Genomic DNA, 15,874 nt, shown 5'->3' with positions numbered 1-15,874 from the left:
GCCGTGTTCGAGAACATCGTGGCCGCGGCGCTCCGCCACCGCGGCGCCGTCCTGCTCGTCACCTTGATCGTGGCCGCGTTCGGGAGCTGGGCGTTCTCGGGGGTCACCATCGAGGCGTTCCCCGATCCGACCGACACCCAGGTCAACGTCATCACGCTCTACGCCGGCCAACCCGCGGAGGAGATGGAGCGCCAGGTCTCCGTTCCGATCGAGCGCGCCGTCAACGGCACGCCGGGGCTCGTGCGAGTCCGCGCGATCAACCTCTTCGGTTTGTCCTTCGTGACCCTCACGTTCGGCGACGGCATCGATCCGATCTTCGCCCGCGCGCAGACGACGGAGCGGCTCCGCAACGCCGAGTTGCCCGAGGGCGTGCGGCCCGAGCTCGGCTCGCTCTCCACGCCGATCGGCGAGATCTATCGGTACACGCTGTCGTCGGACAAACGCGACCCGCTCGAACTGCGCACGCTCCAGGACTGGGTGGTGCGTCCGCGTCTGCTCCGCGTGCAGGGCGTGGCCGACGTCGTGAGCTACGGCGGCCTCGTGCGCGAGATCCAGGTCCACCCGGATCCCGGGGCGATGGCGGCCAAGGGCGTCGGCATGAGTGACCTCGTGCGTGCGCTCGAGGCCGCGTCGGAGAACGCGTCCGGCGGCATCGTGGAGCGGGGCGCCGAGGCGCTGGTCATTCGCAGCGAGGGCCTGTTCTCCGGCCCCGCGGACATCGCCCGGATCGCGGTGGCGACCCGCGGCGGCACGCCGATCTACCTCTCGGATCTCGCCAGCGTGCAGGAGGGATGGACGCCGCGGCAGGGCATCGTGGGGCGCGCGGACGATCCGGACGCGGTCGAGGGCATCATCCTCATGCGGCGTGGGGAAAACCCGAGCGAGGTGCTCTCCGCGGTGCGGGCCAAGATCGACGAGCTGAACGGCAAGGTCCTGCCGCGCGGCGTGAAGATCTGGACCTTCTACGACCGCACGGAGCTCGTGTCGAAGACCCTCGAGACCGTGGCGAGGAACCTCGCCGAGGGCGCCGTGCTCGTCGTGCTCGTGCTCTTCGTGGTGCTGCTCGACCTGCGCGCGGCGCTGATCGTGGCGAGCGTGATCCCGATGTCCCTGCTCTCGGCCTTCATCTACCTGAAGGCGCGGGGCATGAGCGCGAACCTCATCTCCATGGGCGCGGTGGACTTCGGGATCATCGTCGACGGCGCCGTGGTGATCGTCGAGTCGATCGTGCACCGCATGTCGTACCACGCGCCCTCCGAGCCGCCCTCGGGCGCGCGCGAGCGCATCGAGCGAGCCGTCGGGGACGTGGTTCGTCCGACCGTGTTCTCGCTCCTGATCATCATCGCCGCGTATCTGCCGATCTTCCTCCTGCAACGCGTCGAGGGCCGGATCTTCGCGCCGCTCGCGCACACGGTGGTCGCGGCGCTCGTGGGCAGCTTGCTCTTCTCGATCACGCTCGTGCCCGTGCTGGCGACGTTCGCGTACCGCAAGCCGAGGCCGCACCGCGAGTCGCCCGTGCTGCGCTGGGCGGCGCGGGTGTACGTGCCCACGCTGCGCGCGTCCTTGCGACGACCGTTCGCGGTCCTGCTCCTCGCGATGGCCTCCCTCGGCGCGAGCGGGGTCCTGCTCGCCCGGCGCGGGAGCGAGTTCTTGCCCGAGCTCAACGAGGGGGCGCTCTACCTGACGTTCACTTTGCCCTCCAACGTTTCGCTCAGCGAGGGGCGCAGGCTCGCGCCGATCATCGCCCGGATCGTCGACGCGTTCCCGGAGGTCGAGGCGCGCGTGAGTCAGCTCGGCCGACCCGAGGACGGGACCGATCCGACGATGTCGAACAACCTCGAGATGTTCGTGAAGCTCACGCCCGCCGCGGAGTGGGGGCCGGATGCGCCCACGCTCGGAGCCCTCATCGCCAAGATGCAGGCCTCGCTCTCGGTCGTCCCCGGGCTCGAGGTGAACTTCTCGCAGCCCATCCGCGACAACGTGAACGAGAACATCTCGGGGCAGTTCGGGCAGGTGGCGCTGAAGATCTACGGCGACGACATGCCCAGGCTCCAGGAGGCCGCGGAGAACGCGAAGCGCGCGCTCGCCGACGTGCCGGGCATCGCGGACCTCGGCATCGTCAAGAGCGGCGAGGTCCCGCAGGTCCGCATCCGGCCGAGCCGCGAGGCGCTCGGGCGATACGGTTTGTCGATGGAGGACGTGCAGGGCTTCGTGTCCACGGCGCTCGGGGGGCGCGCGGTCGGCAAGCTCTGGGAGGGCGATCGATCGTTCGATGTCGTGATCCGCTTCCCCGAGGCCTCGCGAGACTCGCTCGAGCAGATCGAGAACCTGCGCGTGCCGACGTCCTCGGGCGCGCTCGTGCCCCTCTCCTCGCTCGGCGAGATCGGCGTGGATTACGGGCGCGCCTCGATCAACCGCGAGAACGGGCAGCGCTACATCGGCGTGCGCATGAACGTGCGCGGGCGGGACCTCGGTTCGTTCGTGGACGACGCGCGCAAGGCGGTGGAGGCGAAGGTGCCGCTCGAGAGCGGGATGAGCGTCGAGTGGGGAGGGGAGTTCGAATCGAAGGAGCGCGCGATGCGCAGGCTCGCGCTCGTCCTGCCCGTGGCGCTCCTGATCACGCTGGGGCTCCTGTTCAACGCGTTCCGGTCGATGCCGCTCGCGGTCCTCGTGCTGCTCAACGTGCCGTTCGCGCTCGTGGGCGGGGCCGTCGCGCTCTGGGCGTGCGACATGCCGCTCTCGATCGCGGCGGCCGTCGGGTTCATCGCGCTCGTGGGGCAGGCCTCGCTGAACGGTGTGCTCGTGCTCTCGGCGATCGTCGAGCGCAGGGCGCAGGGCCTCGGCCTCGACGAGGCGGTGATGGAGGGGGCGCAGGACCGCCTGCGGGCGGTGCTGATGACGGCGGCGCTCGCGGCGCTCGGGCTCTTGCCGGCGGCCGTGTCGAAGGCGATGGGCGCCGAGACGCAGCGGCCGATCGCAGTCGTCATCGTGGGCGGCACCGTGTCGGCCGCGCTGCTCTCGCTCGTGGTCCTGCCCGTGATGTACAGGCTCGCCGTCGAGCTCTCCGACCGGGCGCGCCGCGCGCTCGCCCGGAGCCCGGAGCCCGTGGAGGCCTCCGGCGACGCCGAGTAGCCGAAGCACGACGCGCGAGATCACGCCTCGACGGCCTCCCCGCCGATCACCCGCAAAAACCCCTGTCCATGCGCCGCGACCCGACCCTTTCCCATGCCGCGGATGCCGAGCAGCTCCTCGGCCGAGCCCGGTCGCAGCACCGCCATCTCCACGAGGGCGCGGTTCGGCGCGACCACGTACGCGGGGACGCCGAGCGCGAGTGCGCGCGCCCGCCGGTAGCGGCGCAGCGCCTCGAAGAGCTCCGGAGGCACGCCCGCGGGCACGGCGAGGCGCTGCGGTTTCGTGGGCGAGGCAGGCTCGTGTTCGTGGGCCTTCGGCGGAGGCTCGGGTTCGTCCTCGAAGCGCGGCGGATCCCGCACCGTGTCGGGAGGCTCGGCCTCGACGCAGACGTCGCAGCGCCCGCAACCGCCGTCGATCATGCGTGGATCGTCGCCGAAGTGCCGGAGCAGGATCCGGTGGCGGCAACTCTTGCCGTCGATGTACCGCACGAGCTCCGCGAGGCGGCGGAGCGCGCGGGAGGCCTCCGTGGGGGTCGCGGGCGCGCCGTCGGGGCCGAGGCGGCAGAGCCTTCGCCGCAGCGCGAGATCCTTCGGCGTGACGATCAGCACCCCGCGCGCATCGAGCCCGTCGCGCCCCGCGCGCCCGACCTCCTGGTAGTACGCCTCCAGCGATCCGGGCGTCTCCGCGTGCACGACGAGCCGTACGTCGGGACGATCCACGCCCATGCCAAACGCGTTCGTCGCGACGAGCACGCGTGTCTCGCGGGCCGCGAATGCTGCGGAGATGCGCGCGCGCTCCGGCGCGGCCGTCCCTCCATGGTAGACGGGCGCGTCCCATCCATCCGCGCGCAGCGCCGCCGCGAGCGCCTCGGCCGACTTGCGCGTCGCCGCGTACACGATGCCCGCGCCTGGCCCGGAGAGCGCCTCGGCGAGCGCGCGCCGTACCTCCGCGAGGACCTCGCGCGGCGTTCGCGTCCGCACCACGCGGAGCGCGAGGTTCGGTCGGAAAAACCCCCGCAGCACGGTGACGACCTTGCGCGGATCCCAGCCGAGCCGCCGCATGATCTCGCCGCGCGCGGGCCGCGTCGCCGTCGCCGTGCAGGCGATCATGCGGGCCCTCCCGCGCTGCGCGAGCGCTTCGCCGATGCGCAGGTAGTCGGGCCGGAAGTCGTGGCCCCACTGCACGATGCAGTGCGCCTCGTCGATGGCCACGAGCGACGTGCCCGCCGCGGCGAGCGCCGCCCCGAGCCCCGCGTGCCCGAGCCGCTCGGGCGCCGTGTACACGAGCTTGAAGGCGCCCCGGCGGAGCGCGGCGAGGCGGCGTCTGTTCTCGTCGGCCGAGAGCGTCGACGCGAAGTACGTCGCCGGAATCCCGCGCGCTTCGAGGCCGCGGACCTGATCCTCCATGAGCGCGACGAGCGGCGAGACCACGAGCGCGGTGCCACGGAGCGCGAGCGCGGGGAGCTGATAACAGAGCGATTTGCCGCCTCCGGTCGGCGCGACGAGCAGCACACGGCCGCCTTCGTGGTCTGCGAGGAGCGCGTCGATCGCCTCGCGCTGGAAGGGCCGGAGCTCCGCGAACCCGAAATGGGCCGCGAGCAGGGCATCGAGAGCGGGCAGGGGGGCTTGGGCGTTCACGAGCGCCGTCCCGAAGCGAGCGCCGTGCCGCGTGGGATCGCCCCGGATCTCGAGGGGTTCGTCCCGAAGATCGCTCGCCGAAGAGGCGGCGCCGTCATGGCGGACCCTGGCGGCCGCCATCTGCTTTAGACTTCCGTCTCCATGTCGTTCGCCGGTTCCGACGAGCTGCTCTCCGCCTCCGCCCAGAAGCTCGCGTCCCTCGTCCGCGAAGGAAAACTCTCACCGGTCGATCTCGTCGACCTCTACATCACGCGCATCGAAGCGGAGAACCCCGCCCTGAACGCGGTCGTCGCCGATCGGTTCGAGCACGCGCGGCGGGAGGCGAGGGAAGCCGCGGACAAACTCGCGCGGATCCGCGCGGGCGAGCCGTTGCCGCCGCTCTTCGGCGTGCCTTGCACCGTGAAGGAGGGCATCGCCGTCCTCGGCATGCCGCACACCGCAGGCGTCTTCGCCCGCAAGCACCTGCGCGCCGAGCAGGATGCGCGCGTCGTGCGTCGCGTGCGCGAGGCCGGCGCCGTCGTCCTCGGCGTGACGAACATGCCCGAAGGCGGGCTCTGGCTCGAGACCGACAACCGCGTCTATGGCCGCACGAACAACCCCTGGGATCTCTCGCGCATCCCCGGCGGCTCGAGCGGCGGTGAGGCCGCGATCCTCGCGGCCGGCGCGTCTCCGTTCGGCATCGGCTCCGACATCGCCGGCTCGATCCGCATCCCCGCCGCGATGTGCGGCGTGTTCGGTCACAAGCCCACGGGCGGCCTCGTCTCGAACCAGGGCTACTGGCCCGACGTGCCCGGCGCGCTCGACACGTTCCTTTGCACGGGACCGATGACCCGCCGCGCCGAGGACCTCTGGCCGCTGCTCGAGCTCATGGCCGAGCGGGCTCTCGAAGAGCGACCCGACACGATCGATCTGCGCGGCGTCACCGTGTACCCGCTCGAAACGACGGGCGCGGCGCGCATCCGCCCGAGCAAGCGGCAGGCCGTGCGACGCGCGGCGGCGGCGCTCGAAGCCCGCGGCGCGCGTATCGCGGAGCTCCGCACGCGCGGGCTCGAAAAGGCGCTCTTCATCTGGACCGCGATGATGGAGGAAGAGGCCGGCGCGCTCACGTACGGCGAGGTCCTCGGCAACGGCCGTCCGATTCGCATCGCGCGCGAGCTCCTCCGCGCGCCGTTCCCCTCCGCGCCGCACACGGTGCAGGCGCTCCTCGTCGCGGGCATCGAGGCGCTCCTGAAGAGCGTGCCTGCGCCGATCGCGACCTGGTCCACCGCGGGCAAACGGCTGCGCGAGGAGCTCGAAGCCGAGCTCGGCCCGCGCGGCGTGATCCTGCATCCCACGTACACGCGCTCGGCGCCGCGCCACTGGGAGCCGCTGCTCACGCCGCTCGACTTCGTCTGCACGGCCCTCTTCAATGTGCTCGCGTTCCCCGTCACGCAGGTGCCCGCGGGCTTCGACGAGATCGGCTTGCCCCTCGGCGTGCAGGTCGCAGGGCGGCGCAACGCGGATGCCCTCACCATCGCCGTCGCGCGCGCGCTCGAAGAGGACCTCGGCGGTTGGACGAAGGCGCGCCGGAAGACGCGTGTCTCGAGCCGCGCTACGATCTCACCGTGACCACCGCGCGTTTTCTCTACCTGCACGGCTTCGCCTCCGGTCCCCGCTCCAAGAAGGGCGTCGCCGTCGCCGAGCACTACGGCCGCCGCGGCATCGAGATCGACCGCCTCGATCTGCGTTTGCCCTCGTTCGAGCACCTGCGCGTCTCGGCGATGATCGCCGAGGTTCGTCGCCGCATCGGCGGCGAACGGGACCGCGCCGTCCTCTTCGGTTCGAGCCTCGGCGGACTCGTTGCGAGTCGCGTGGCCGAGATCGACGCGCGCGTCACGGCCCTCGTGCTCCTCGCGCCCGCGTTCGACCTCTCGCGACGCTGGCGCGCGCGCCTCGGCGAAGAGGCCATGGCGCGCTGGGCCGAGACGGGCTTTTTGGAGGTCGACGATCTCACGACGGGCGGCAAGGCCCGCATCGACTACGGGTTTTTCCAGGACCTCGAAGCGGTGGACGGCAACGACGGCGCGCTCCCCGACGTGCGCGTCCCGACGCTCGTTCTTCACGGCACACGCGACGACGTCGTCTCGATCGATCGCTCGCGCGATTTCGCCGAAGGACGCCGTCACGTCACGCTTCACGAGCTCGACGATGGGCACGAGCTCATCGCATCGCTCCCGCGCATCCTCTCCGCGTCGGAGTCCTTCCTCGCGCCGTTCTTCGGCTCGGTCGCTCGCTCCTGAGTTGCCGCGTCTTCAATCCTCCATCATGCTTGACCTTCCTTGCCCGCGAGGGCGATCATCAACGCGCGCGGCGCACGCTGTGTCGCGGGGACCCCTTCATCCAACCATCGCGTGCGGCCAGCGGGGGGCACGCAGCGAGCTCGTCGACGTCATGCACGTTCGCGCCATGGAGCCATGAACGACGATCGCCTCTCCGATGCGGCGCTCGGCGTCTTCCCCGAGCCGATCGCCATCGTCGACCGAGCCCTTTTGGTCCAGAAGGCCAACGCGGCCTGGACCACGACGTTTCCCGAATCCCCGCTCACCGAGCCCTCCCTCGCCGCCGCCCTCGCGAAGGTCCTCGCGGGTGAAACCCCGCGCGCCGAGGTCACGCTCGAGACCCGCCCCACGCCGCACGTCGTGACGATCGTGCCCGTGCCCGACGGCGATTCCCGCGCCGCGCTCGTGCACGCGCGCGCCGCCGTCCTGCCCGCACGCGAGCCCGCGCCTCGTTCACGCGACGACCGGATCCCCGCGACGCTTTTGCGCCGCATCCTCGATCGCCTCCCCGTGACGGTCTCGCTCGTCGACGCCGGGGGCCGGAGTATCTTCTCCAACGATACGCGCGCTCGCTTGCTCGGCCCCGCCGCCAAGCAGGAGCGCGAGACCGGCACGCGCGAGCTCTTGATCGACCCGGCCGACGCCGACTTCGCGCGCGAGGTCGAGGCGCGGGTCCTCGCCACCGGCACCGAGGAGATCATCACGAGCGACGTGCCCACCGCGCTCGGGACGCGCTCGATGTTCTTCCACCTCATCCCCGTCGAGGGCGAGGGGGCCGAGGAGCGCCTGGTCCTCTGCGTGGGCCAGGACGTCACCGAGCAGCTCCGCGCCGAGCGGGATCTGCGCGAGCAGCAGGACTTCATCCGTCAGGTCATCGACAGCGATCCGAACCTGATCTTCGTGAAGGACGATTGCGGCACCTTCTTGCTCGCGAACAAGGCCTTCGCCGACATCTTCGGCAAGACGGTCGACGAGATCGTCGGCCAGCACGAGCGCGAGCTCAACGAGCGCAGGCGGGCGGACGGCTTCCTGAGCATCGACCATCAGGTCCTCGGCACGCTCGAAGAGCGCATGGTCGAGGAGGAGATCCACTGGCACACGGGCGAGCTGCGCTGGTACCAGACGACGAAGCGCCCGCTCGTCCGGCCGAACGGCGAGGTGCACGTGCTCGGCTGCAGCGTCGACATCACCACGCGCCTCGAGACCCAGCGCAAGCTCGAAGAGGCCGCGATGGAGGTCGAGCGGCGCGCCGTCGAGGCCTTCCGCCAGGCCGAGGCCAAGGCCGCCCTCGTCGACGAGCTCGACCAGAAGCTCGCCATCATCGAGGCCCAGCACCAGGAGATCCTCACGCTCTCCGCCCCGCTGCTCGAGGTGGCCGCGGGCGTGCTCGCCGTCCCCATCGTCGGCGCGATGACGCAGACCCGCGCCGAGGAGATCATGCACCGCCTGCTCGCGGCCATCGTCGAGCGGCAGGTCGCGAGCGTCGTCCTCGACCTCACGGGCCTCGAGACGATCGAGACCCACACCGCCGATCACCTGATGAGCATCGTGCGCGCCATTCGCCTGCTCGGCGCCGACGCGGTCATCAGCGGCATCCGGCCCGCCGTCGCGCAGACCATCGTCGAGCTCGGCATCGATCTCTCCGGCTTCGTCACGAAACGCACCCTGCGCGCGGCGATTTTCTCGCGCGAGGTAGCGCGGAGCGCGGCCCCGCCCCGTCGGCGCTGATCGATCATTGACGCCTCTTGCCCATTCCGATGTTCTCCGCGGGGGAGATTCGGAGGCAGAGGCATGCAAAAATACGATGTCATCGGATGGTCCCGCCGCGTCCTGCCCGTGCTCGGCGTGATCGCGCTCGCCGGGTGCGGCGAGGCCGAGCCGATCGAGCCTGACGGGCTCGTCTGCGCGGCGCCTGCCACGACCCCGCTCCCCGCGAGCCCGGCGAGCCCTCTTTCCTGGAAAGGGCCGGGCGGCCCGGCGCAGACGTATTCGACGGACGTCCTCGGGGTGAATTGCGCGTTCCTCGACGGCGGCCCCGAGGACGATACGGATCACCACAACACCGTCACCATGCTCGACGGTCACCTCGTCATGCCGTGGGCGCCCGAATGGGGCGGCGGTGGCCTGTCCACGTATCGCTTCGACGACCCCTGCACGCCCACGCAAGTCGGCACGAGCTTCTCGCCGCTCATGCGCGAGACCCACGCGGCCGGGTTTGCCCGGATGAACGGCTGGAAGGCCGTCGTCAATGGCGTGAACGGCATTCAATTCTGGGATCTCGCGAATCCCGAGGCGCCCACGGTCACGAGTGATCTCGCGTTCAAGGGCGTCTTCTGGCCCGACGCGTACGCGCGCGTCGTCCTCTCGGTCTTCTGGCAAGCCCCGTACGTCTACGTCGCCGCGGCGGACAATGGCATCTTCGTCGTCGACGCGACCGACCCGGCCAAACCGGTTCCCATCACGAAGTTCAAGTTCGACCCGCCGCTCCGCGCCGGCGCCATCTTCGCCGTCGGCAATCTGCTCGCGGTCATGGCCGCCGAAGGATCACGCACGGTGCTGCTCGACATCGGCGATCCCGCGCGTCCCACGCCCATTCCCGGCGGCACGTTCGAGATAGAGGACGGCGCGGGCGTCCGGCAGGAGGCCTATCACGCCCATTTGAACGGTGACAAGACCTGGTATGCCCGCAAATCCAGCGGCGGCGGCGTCATCATCTACGACATCGGAAACCCCGAGGCGCCGAAATACCTCGGTGATTATCACGCGCCGGACGGGAACGGCGGGTACGTCTTCCTCAAGGAGAACGTGGCGTTCGTCGGCGAGAGCCATTTTGCCGAGGCGGTCGACGTCTCCGATCCGACGAAACCCACGCTGCTCCGCCGCTTCAACCTCACGGGCGACCTCGACACGATCATCCCCATCGGCAACGTCGTGGTCTTGAGCGTCGACGACAAGGCCGAGGAGGACCAGGGCAGCGCCGTCGCGCCGTTCCTCGAGGCCCCCGATTCGCGCGGGCCCGAGGTGACCATGGTGAACCCGCCCGACGGCGCCGCGGCGCAGCCGCTCACGACCCGCATCGGCCTCACGTTCGGCGAGTTCGTCGACCTCGGCTCGCTCTGGGAGGGCTCGTTCATCGTCCGCAAGATCGGCACGAACGAGCCCATCCAGGGCCAGTATTCGGGGCAGGAGGGCATCGTGAATTTCTGGCCCGCCGCGCCGCTCGAACCCGATACCGAGTACGAGGTCGTCGTGCCCGCCGGCGGGGTCGTCGATTTCAATGGCAATCCCACGGCGACCGAGTTCCGCTCGACGTTCAAGACCGGCCCCTGCTTCCTCCCGCCGCCGCCCCCGCCTTACTCGGAGGAGGAGGAAGAAGAATGAGAATGCGACGCGCGCGCGCTGCTGTTCCCCTCGGGATCGCGTTCGTCGGGGCCGCCCTCGCGTCCTGCGGCGACGATGGCTCGCAAAAGCCGCCGACGCCCGAACCGTTCGCGCTCGGCCCGATCGAGGGCCCCGCCGTCGCTTACGTCGGCGATGACGCCTGTTTTTCGCTCACGGTCACGGGTGGGCCCACGGCTCAGGTCGCCTGGAACCTCGGCGACGGGACGGCCGTTCCGCCGGCCATGCTGTTCACGAAGGTTTGTCACGTCTACGACACGCCCGGCCGTCGGCTCGTCGGCGCGACCGCGATCTACGAGGGGCAAAAGCTCGTGGTCACGCGCGGCGTGGCCGTGGTGCCGAAGCCCATGGCGATCCGGCCGAATACGTCGAGCACGATCGTCCTCGACGCCGCGCGCTCGTCGATCTGGGTCGCGAATACCGATCACGATCACGTCGCGCGGTTCGACAAGGATCTGCCGGCCTCCGTCCCTCAACCGCTCGTGCATTGCGACGCGCCACGCACGCTCGCGATCTCGGGCGCGACCCTCGCGGCGGCTTGCCAGGGCGACGGCACGGTCGTGTTTTACGACGTCGACAAGCAAGAGACGCGCGGGAAGGTCGAATTCGGCGCGGGCACTGCGCCGTTCGGCGTCGTCGCCGATCCGCGCGGCGATGGCGTGTTTTTCGTGACGCTCTCGGGCACGGGCGAGCTCGCCGCCGTTCGCGCCGAGGGGAACCAGATCCTGTCGAGGTCGGCCGTTTTTCCGGACGTACGCGGCGTCGCGGCCATCGCGGACGGGACGGTGCTCGTCACACGCTGGCGCGCGACCGCGGAGGGCGCAGAGGTCGCCGTGATCGACGCGACGGACCCGGCGGCGCTCGCGGCGGGCGAGCCGCTCGTGCTCCCGCCGGACGTCGGGCTCGACAGCGACACGAACAACAGCGGCGTGCCGAGCTTCTTGAACCAGATCGTCCCGTCGCCCGACGGCGGCCGCGCCATCGTCCCCTCGCTCCGCGCGAACACCGTGACGGGATTGTACCGGACGGGCAAACCGCTGAGCTTCGAGACGACCGCGCGCGCGATCCTCACCGAAATCGAGCTCGGCGGGCCCACGGGAAAACCGTTCGAGCGCAAAGCCGGGCGGTATGCCTTCGACGATCTCGATTTCGCCTCGGCGGCCGTCTTTTCCCCCGAGGGCGACGTGATCTACGTGGCGATCCAGGGCGCCGAGCGGGTCGAGGTGCGCGACGCCGTGAGCTTCGACGTCGCCGGCTCGATCGACGACGTCGGCCACGCCCCCGACGGTCTCGCCCTGAGCGAAGACGGAAAGAAGCTCTGGGTGCACGCGTCGCTCTCGCGCGAGGTGCGCGTCTACGACGTGAGTGATCTGTCGAGCCCGCCCGTCCCGCTCGGCCAGGTCCCGACCGCGACCGTCGAGCCGCTGTCCGACGAGGTTTTACGGGGCAAACGGATTTTCTACAGCAGCCGCGACCCCCGCATGAGCCGCACGAGCTACATGTCCTGCGCCTCGTGCCACCTCGACGGGGAAGGGGACCATCTCGTCTGGGACTTCACGCAGCGAGGCGAGGGCCTTCGCAACACGATCCCGCTCGTCGGGCGGGCGGGCACGGCGCACGGGCCGCTGCACTGGACGGCCAATTTCGACGAGGTGCAGGACTTCGAGCACGACATCCGCGGCCCCATGGGCGGAGCCGGATTCTTGCCGGACGACGTCTTCCATTCCGGGATGATCGATCAGACGCTCGGCGCCCCGAAAGAAGGTTTGTCCCCGGAGCTCGACGCGCTCGCGACCTACGTCGCCTCGCTCGGCTCGTTCGGCAAGAGCCCGTACCGTTCGAACGATCCCGCCGCGCTGGCCTCGCGCCAGAAGGGCAAGGATATCTTCTTTTCAGTCGAGGCCGGCTGCTCGACGTGTCACGCGCCGCCCCATTTCACGGTCAGCGCGCTCGTGGCCGACAAGAGCTACGTGCTCCACGACGTGGGGACGCTCGGGCCGGGCTCCGGTTCGAGGCTCGGGGGCCCGCTCCCGGGGCTCGATACTCCCACGCTGCGCGGGCTCTGGAAGAGCGCGCCGTATTTGCACGACGGCTCCGCCCCCACGCTGCGCGCCGTGCTCCGAGATCGCAATGCCACGGATCAGCACGGCAAAACGAGCCACCTCGACGACGCGGATCTCGACGATCTCGAGCGATATTTGCTCACGATCGACGACGACGAGCCCTGAATACGAAAAAAGGCCGCGGCCGGGCACGTGTTCATGCCCCTGCCGCAGCCCCGCTTCAACGGCCCTTGTCAGCTCAGCCGGATTCAGCTTTTGTCCGAGCGTCCGCCGCCGCTGCCCGACTCCTCGGCCTGCTTGCCTTCCTCGATGAGCTCGCGCACGCGCTGGCCGCCCTTGTGGCCGATCTCGGAGTAGAACTCGGAGCCACGCTCGTCACGGACGGTCTCGCCGCCCTTGCGTCCCGCCTCCTCGACCGTCATCTGGCCCTTTTTCTGCTCCTGTGCCATGACGCACTCCCTTTCGAGTCGAAGGTCGTTTGTCACGGTGATCCACGACGGGCGGCCCATCCGCGCCGTCGCGTCCCCCGCGTCACCTTCCACACGCGGTTCTCTGGGGTGCGGTCCCTCGAACGTCGAGCGGTCGCCCTACCAATTCGTAGGGCCTCCCGACGGGTCGTCCCGGGCCGGTTGGTTTGTCCGCGGACACCCGGGCCCGCTTGCCCTAGGTTCTGCGCGTCCGGCGGAGCTCGGCGCCGATCGCCGCTTCGAGCGCGCTGCCGAGATCGGCGCGCACGATCGCCGGCGTGAAATCGAGGCCCTGCTGCACGGCCGTACGTGCCGCAGCCGCCGAGACGCCGCATAGCACGACCCGTGCCCCGAGGAGCGACAAGGCCCGCGCAATGCGCACGAGCCCCTCCGCCACGACGGGATCGATGGCCAGCGCCCCCGTGATGTCGAGGATCACCGTGCGCGCGCCCGCCGAGGCCACCCGCGCGAGCACGCGCCCCTCGGCCTGCGCGAGCATCGTGGCGTCGAGCGCGCCCGCAATCGGGACGAGCAGAACGCCGCGATACACCTCGAGGACGGGCGCCGAGAGCTCCTGCACCGCCGTGAGCAGCCGCTCCTGCTCCGCGCGCGCCTCCTCCAGCTCCTTCACGCGCGCCTCGAGCTCGCGCCCGCGCAGCACGAGCTCCTCTCGCCGCGCCTCGTCCCGCTCGCGGCTCCGGCGCAGCTCGCGCGCCACGCGCGCTACCATGTTCGCCACGATTCCAAGCTCGTCCGTGCGCTCGATGAAAGGCAGCTCGTCGTACTGACCGCGCAGAACGCGGCTCATCCGCGAGCCGATCCAGCGGAGGAGGTCCATCTCCTCGTCGAGGAGCCGCGCGGCGAGCGGCGGCTTCTGGGGTACGTCCCGTGCCTCTTGGTTCATCGAACGGCGCTCATTCCTGCCAGCGCGTGTCGAATGTGCAGAAGGGATCCCCTCGCCTCACGCACGTCGAATGCGTGATCTCCACGTCGTATGCGTCGAGCGCCTCGAGGAACCCGCGCAGCCCGCCGGTCTCGAAATGGCAATTGAAGGGCTGATGCGACTCGACGATCGCGTGCCGCTCGCCCTTCATGGCGGCGCGCCACGTGCCGCTGTCGCCCCGCGTGGCGAATTTCCACATGGTCGGGAGCTCGGCCATGAAATCGCTCGGCGTCTTGATCCCGAGCCCGTGGAGCTGGGTGCGGAACATGAAATAAATGTTCCGGCCGATGAGCTCCGGGAGCGCAGGATCCCGGTCCTCGAGCTTGTTGAGAATCGTCTCGAGGTCCTGGCCGAGATACCAGGCCGCCGGATCGATGTTCCGACACGCCGCGACATATTCCGGCGGGACGTCATCCCCGCCGACGGTCACGAGCATGGTAAAGAGGCTGCCCAGCGTCAGCGTCGGCCCGGAGCGGTCTTCCATCCCCGGATCGGCGTGGGGGCAGAGCTCCAGGGGCGCATAACGCGAAAAGCGATCCATGCGAACAATCCTTTGACGCATAGGATCGGGCGTCAAGGAAAATGCGCGATGGTCGGAAATCAGTAATGTTGGTCGAGGATGGCAGGATCCGTCGTCACGGAGAATACTTCATTGCAGCGACGGCAGCGGTATTTCACCTTCGTCGGCCGCGCCGAGATGCCGAAGAAGAGGCGGAGATACCCGGACATCGTGTAGACGCCCTCGGGGCTCACCAGGTGGTGCTCGCGGCCGTGGCCGCAAGAGCAGGTCCGGGCCTTCGACGTGAGGTCGATCGTGGGTTCCTGGGTCATGGTCACTCCACTCGGATATAGCGCTGCACGAAGGTCGAGCCACCGCGCGTATCACGCACGACGCCCCAGATCTGGTAAAGGCCGGGCTCGGACGGCGGCATCCACTTCGTGCTGTGCTCGTTCTTGTAACCCTCGGTGACGCCGCTGATGAGGGAGATGCCGCCGCCCGTGAGGTCGCCTGCTTCGACCAGCCAGTCGACCCAGACCGCCTCGTAAATCTGTTTGCCGTCGACCATTTCGCCCGGATCGATCTCGGCGATGCCGGGCTCGACGATGAGGTCGATCTCGTATTCGGTGCAATTCTCGTAAGGGTCGCCCGCGAAGCAGCCGACGTCCCGGCGCTCGTCGACCGTGGAGGGGCACGCCTTGACCGTCGGGGCCTCGGTGAAATCCTCGGGGATGGGCTCGCCGTTGAGCGTCATTCCAGAGACGGGCGGGTTCTGGTTCGTGCGGCCGTCCTCGAACGTGTAGATCTGGGCGAACCCGGGGACGAAGCTGTCGGCGGCGAGGCGATTGCCCTCGGAATCGAAGCAGCCGAACGGGAAGAAGCCCGCTTTGCCCGAGGGGTCGAGCTCGATCGGCTTGATCTCGCCGGCGCACGCGAAGAAAAATACGAATTGCAGGCCGTATTTCGAGCCGCCGTCCGGCGCGGGGCGCTGGGAGAGGATGTCCTCGGGAATGGTGGTCGTGAACGTCGGCCCGAAGCCGATGAGGCCAGGCGGGAGGTTGCCGCCGCTCTCCGCGAGGCTCTGGAACGTCTGCAGGAGCTGCGGGAAGCAGCCGTAATAGAGGTCGCCCGGTGGGTTGTAACAGCCGCCGATCCAGAGGATCTGGACGGGGCGCGGGCCGTCGCCCTCGGGGTCGGGGTAGCCGTCGTAGAAGCTCATGTCGAAGCGGACTTCCTCGCCCGGCTGCGCGTAGGGTTTGTCCGCGGTGACGGAAAAGACGCGCAGGCCATTGACGAGGTTCGACGAAACCCACCCAGGCGAGCAGCCCGCGGAGGCGATCGGAGCGGCGAGCGTCGCGGCAGCGAGCGCCCCGAGCACGTGACGTCGGAAACCGCGTGTCTGCTTCATCCCATTCC

General features: G+C 69.8%; 12 protein-coding genes. 6 read left to right on the top strand and 6 right to left on the bottom strand.

All coding sequences use genetic code 11. From position 1 onward, the window contains the following. Positions 1-3: 3 nt before the first annotated feature. Entirely contained in the window at positions 4-3,132 is a 3,129-nt protein-coding gene (locus QHF83_RS19235) for a CusA/CzcA family heavy metal efflux RND transporter (RefSeq protein ID WP_282419327.1), read from the top strand. Between the two features lie 20 nt (positions 3,133-3,152). Here QHF83_RS19235 and QHF83_RS19230 read toward each other — a convergent pair whose 3' ends face one another. Continuing rightward, entirely contained in the window at positions 3,153-4,769 is a 1,617-nt protein-coding gene (locus tag QHF83_RS19230; protein WP_282419326.1) for a RecQ family ATP-dependent DNA helicase, read from the bottom strand. A gap of 141 nt (positions 4,770-4,910) precedes the next feature. Between QHF83_RS19230 and QHF83_RS19225 the strand changes: the two genes are divergently transcribed. From QHF83_RS19225 to QHF83_RS19205, 5 genes are all read left to right on the top strand, one after another. Continuing rightward, positions 4,911-6,377: an amidase gene (locus QHF83_RS19225; RefSeq protein ID WP_282419325.1), complete on the top strand. Its 1,467-nt coding sequence runs from the start codon at positions 4,911-4,913 to the stop codon at positions 6,375-6,377. Further along, positions 6,374-7,048 carry a YqiA/YcfP family alpha/beta fold hydrolase gene (locus QHF83_RS19220; RefSeq protein WP_282419324.1) on the top strand — a complete coding sequence of 225 codons (675 nt, stop codon included), beginning with the start codon at positions 6,374-6,376 and terminating at the stop codon, positions 7,046-7,048. The genes QHF83_RS19225 and QHF83_RS19220 overlap by 4 nt, the downstream gene beginning before the upstream one ends. Positions 7,049-7,222: 174 nt before the next feature. Beyond that, the gene (locus tag QHF83_RS19215) at positions 7,223-8,815 is read left to right on the top strand and encodes a PAS domain-containing protein (protein ID WP_282419323.1); all 1,593 of its coding nucleotides are present in this window, start codon (positions 7,223-7,225) and stop codon (positions 8,813-8,815) included. A gap of 63 nt (positions 8,816-8,878) precedes the next feature. Beyond that, complete coding sequence (locus QHF83_RS19210; RefSeq protein ID WP_282419322.1) at positions 8,879-10,468, top strand: Ig-like domain-containing protein; 1,590 nt, start codon at positions 8,879-8,881, stop codon at positions 10,466-10,468. Then, positions 10,465-12,714, top strand: a complete 2,250-nt coding sequence (locus QHF83_RS19205) for a hypothetical protein (RefSeq protein ID WP_282419321.1) — start codon at positions 10,465-10,467, stop codon at positions 12,712-12,714. Before QHF83_RS19210 ends, QHF83_RS19205 begins: the two co-directional genes overlap by 4 nt. Positions 12,715-12,797: 83 nt before the next feature. Here QHF83_RS19205 and QHF83_RS19200 read toward each other — a convergent pair whose 3' ends face one another. The 5 genes from QHF83_RS19200 to QHF83_RS19180 form a co-directional block, all read right to left on the bottom strand. Further along, positions 12,798-12,998, bottom strand: a complete 201-nt coding sequence (locus QHF83_RS19200) for a KGG domain-containing protein (protein WP_282419320.1) — start codon at positions 12,996-12,998, stop codon at positions 12,798-12,800. Positions 12,999-13,212: 214 nt separating this feature from the next. Continuing rightward, positions 13,213-13,920 carry an STAS domain-containing protein gene (locus QHF83_RS19195; RefSeq protein ID WP_282419319.1) on the bottom strand — a complete coding sequence of 236 codons (708 nt, stop codon included), beginning with the start codon at positions 13,918-13,920 and terminating at the stop codon, positions 13,213-13,215. A 10-nt stretch (positions 13,921-13,930) separates the two neighbouring features. After that, positions 13,931-14,500 carry a hypothetical protein gene (locus QHF83_RS19190; protein WP_282419318.1) on the bottom strand — a complete coding sequence of 190 codons (570 nt, stop codon included), beginning with the start codon at positions 14,498-14,500 and terminating at the stop codon, positions 13,931-13,933. Between the two features lie 59 nt (positions 14,501-14,559). Further along, entirely contained in the window at positions 14,560-14,790 is a 231-nt protein-coding gene (locus QHF83_RS19185) for a hypothetical protein (protein WP_282419317.1), read from the bottom strand. 2 nt (positions 14,791-14,792) lie between these two features. Then, positions 14,793-15,866, bottom strand: coding sequence for a hypothetical protein (locus tag QHF83_RS19180; RefSeq protein ID WP_282419316.1), 1,074 nt, complete (start codon positions 15,864-15,866; stop codon positions 14,793-14,795). Positions 15,867-15,874: the final 8 nt, after the last annotated feature.

Source organism: Polyangium sp. 15x6, from assembly GCF_029960785.1.
In the GTDB taxonomy this organism is placed as follows: Bacteria; Myxococcota_A; Polyangia; order Polyangiales; family Polyangiaceae; genus Polyangium.
Note: the sequence above shows the minus strand (reverse complement) of the source record. Positions and strands in the feature narration are given on the sequence as shown.

Bases quoted from the DNA above. Each gene is read 5' to 3' on its own strand.
- QHF83_RS19215 (WP_282419323.1), top strand. From the start codon at position 7,223: ATGAACGACGATCGCCTCTCCGATGCGGCGCTCGGCGTCTTCCCCGAG.
- QHF83_RS19195 (WP_282419319.1), bottom strand. From the start codon at position 13,920: ATGAACCAAGAGGCACGGGACGTACCCCAGAAGCCGCCGCTCGCCGCG.
- QHF83_RS19225 (WP_282419325.1), top strand. From the start codon at position 4,911: ATGTCGTTCGCCGGTTCCGACGAGCTGCTCTCCGCCTCCGCCCAGAAG.
- QHF83_RS19210 (WP_282419322.1), top strand. From the start codon at position 8,879: ATGCAAAAATACGATGTCATCGGATGGTCCCGCCGCGTCCTGCCCGTG.
- QHF83_RS19185 (WP_282419317.1), bottom strand. From the start codon at position 14,790: ATGACCCAGGAACCCACGATCGACCTCACGTCGAAGGCCCGGACCTGC.
- QHF83_RS19190 (WP_282419318.1), bottom strand. From the start codon at position 14,500: ATGGATCGCTTTTCGCGTTATGCGCCCCTGGAGCTCTGCCCCCACGCC.
- QHF83_RS19205 (WP_282419321.1), top strand. From the start codon at position 10,465: ATGAGAATGCGACGCGCGCGCGCTGCTGTTCCCCTCGGGATCGCGTTC.
- QHF83_RS19180 (WP_282419316.1), bottom strand. From the start codon at position 15,866: ATGAAGCAGACACGCGGTTTCCGACGTCACGTGCTCGGGGCGCTCGCT.
- QHF83_RS19200 (WP_282419320.1), bottom strand. From the start codon at position 12,998: ATGGCACAGGAGCAGAAAAAGGGCCAGATGACGGTCGAGGAGGCGGGA.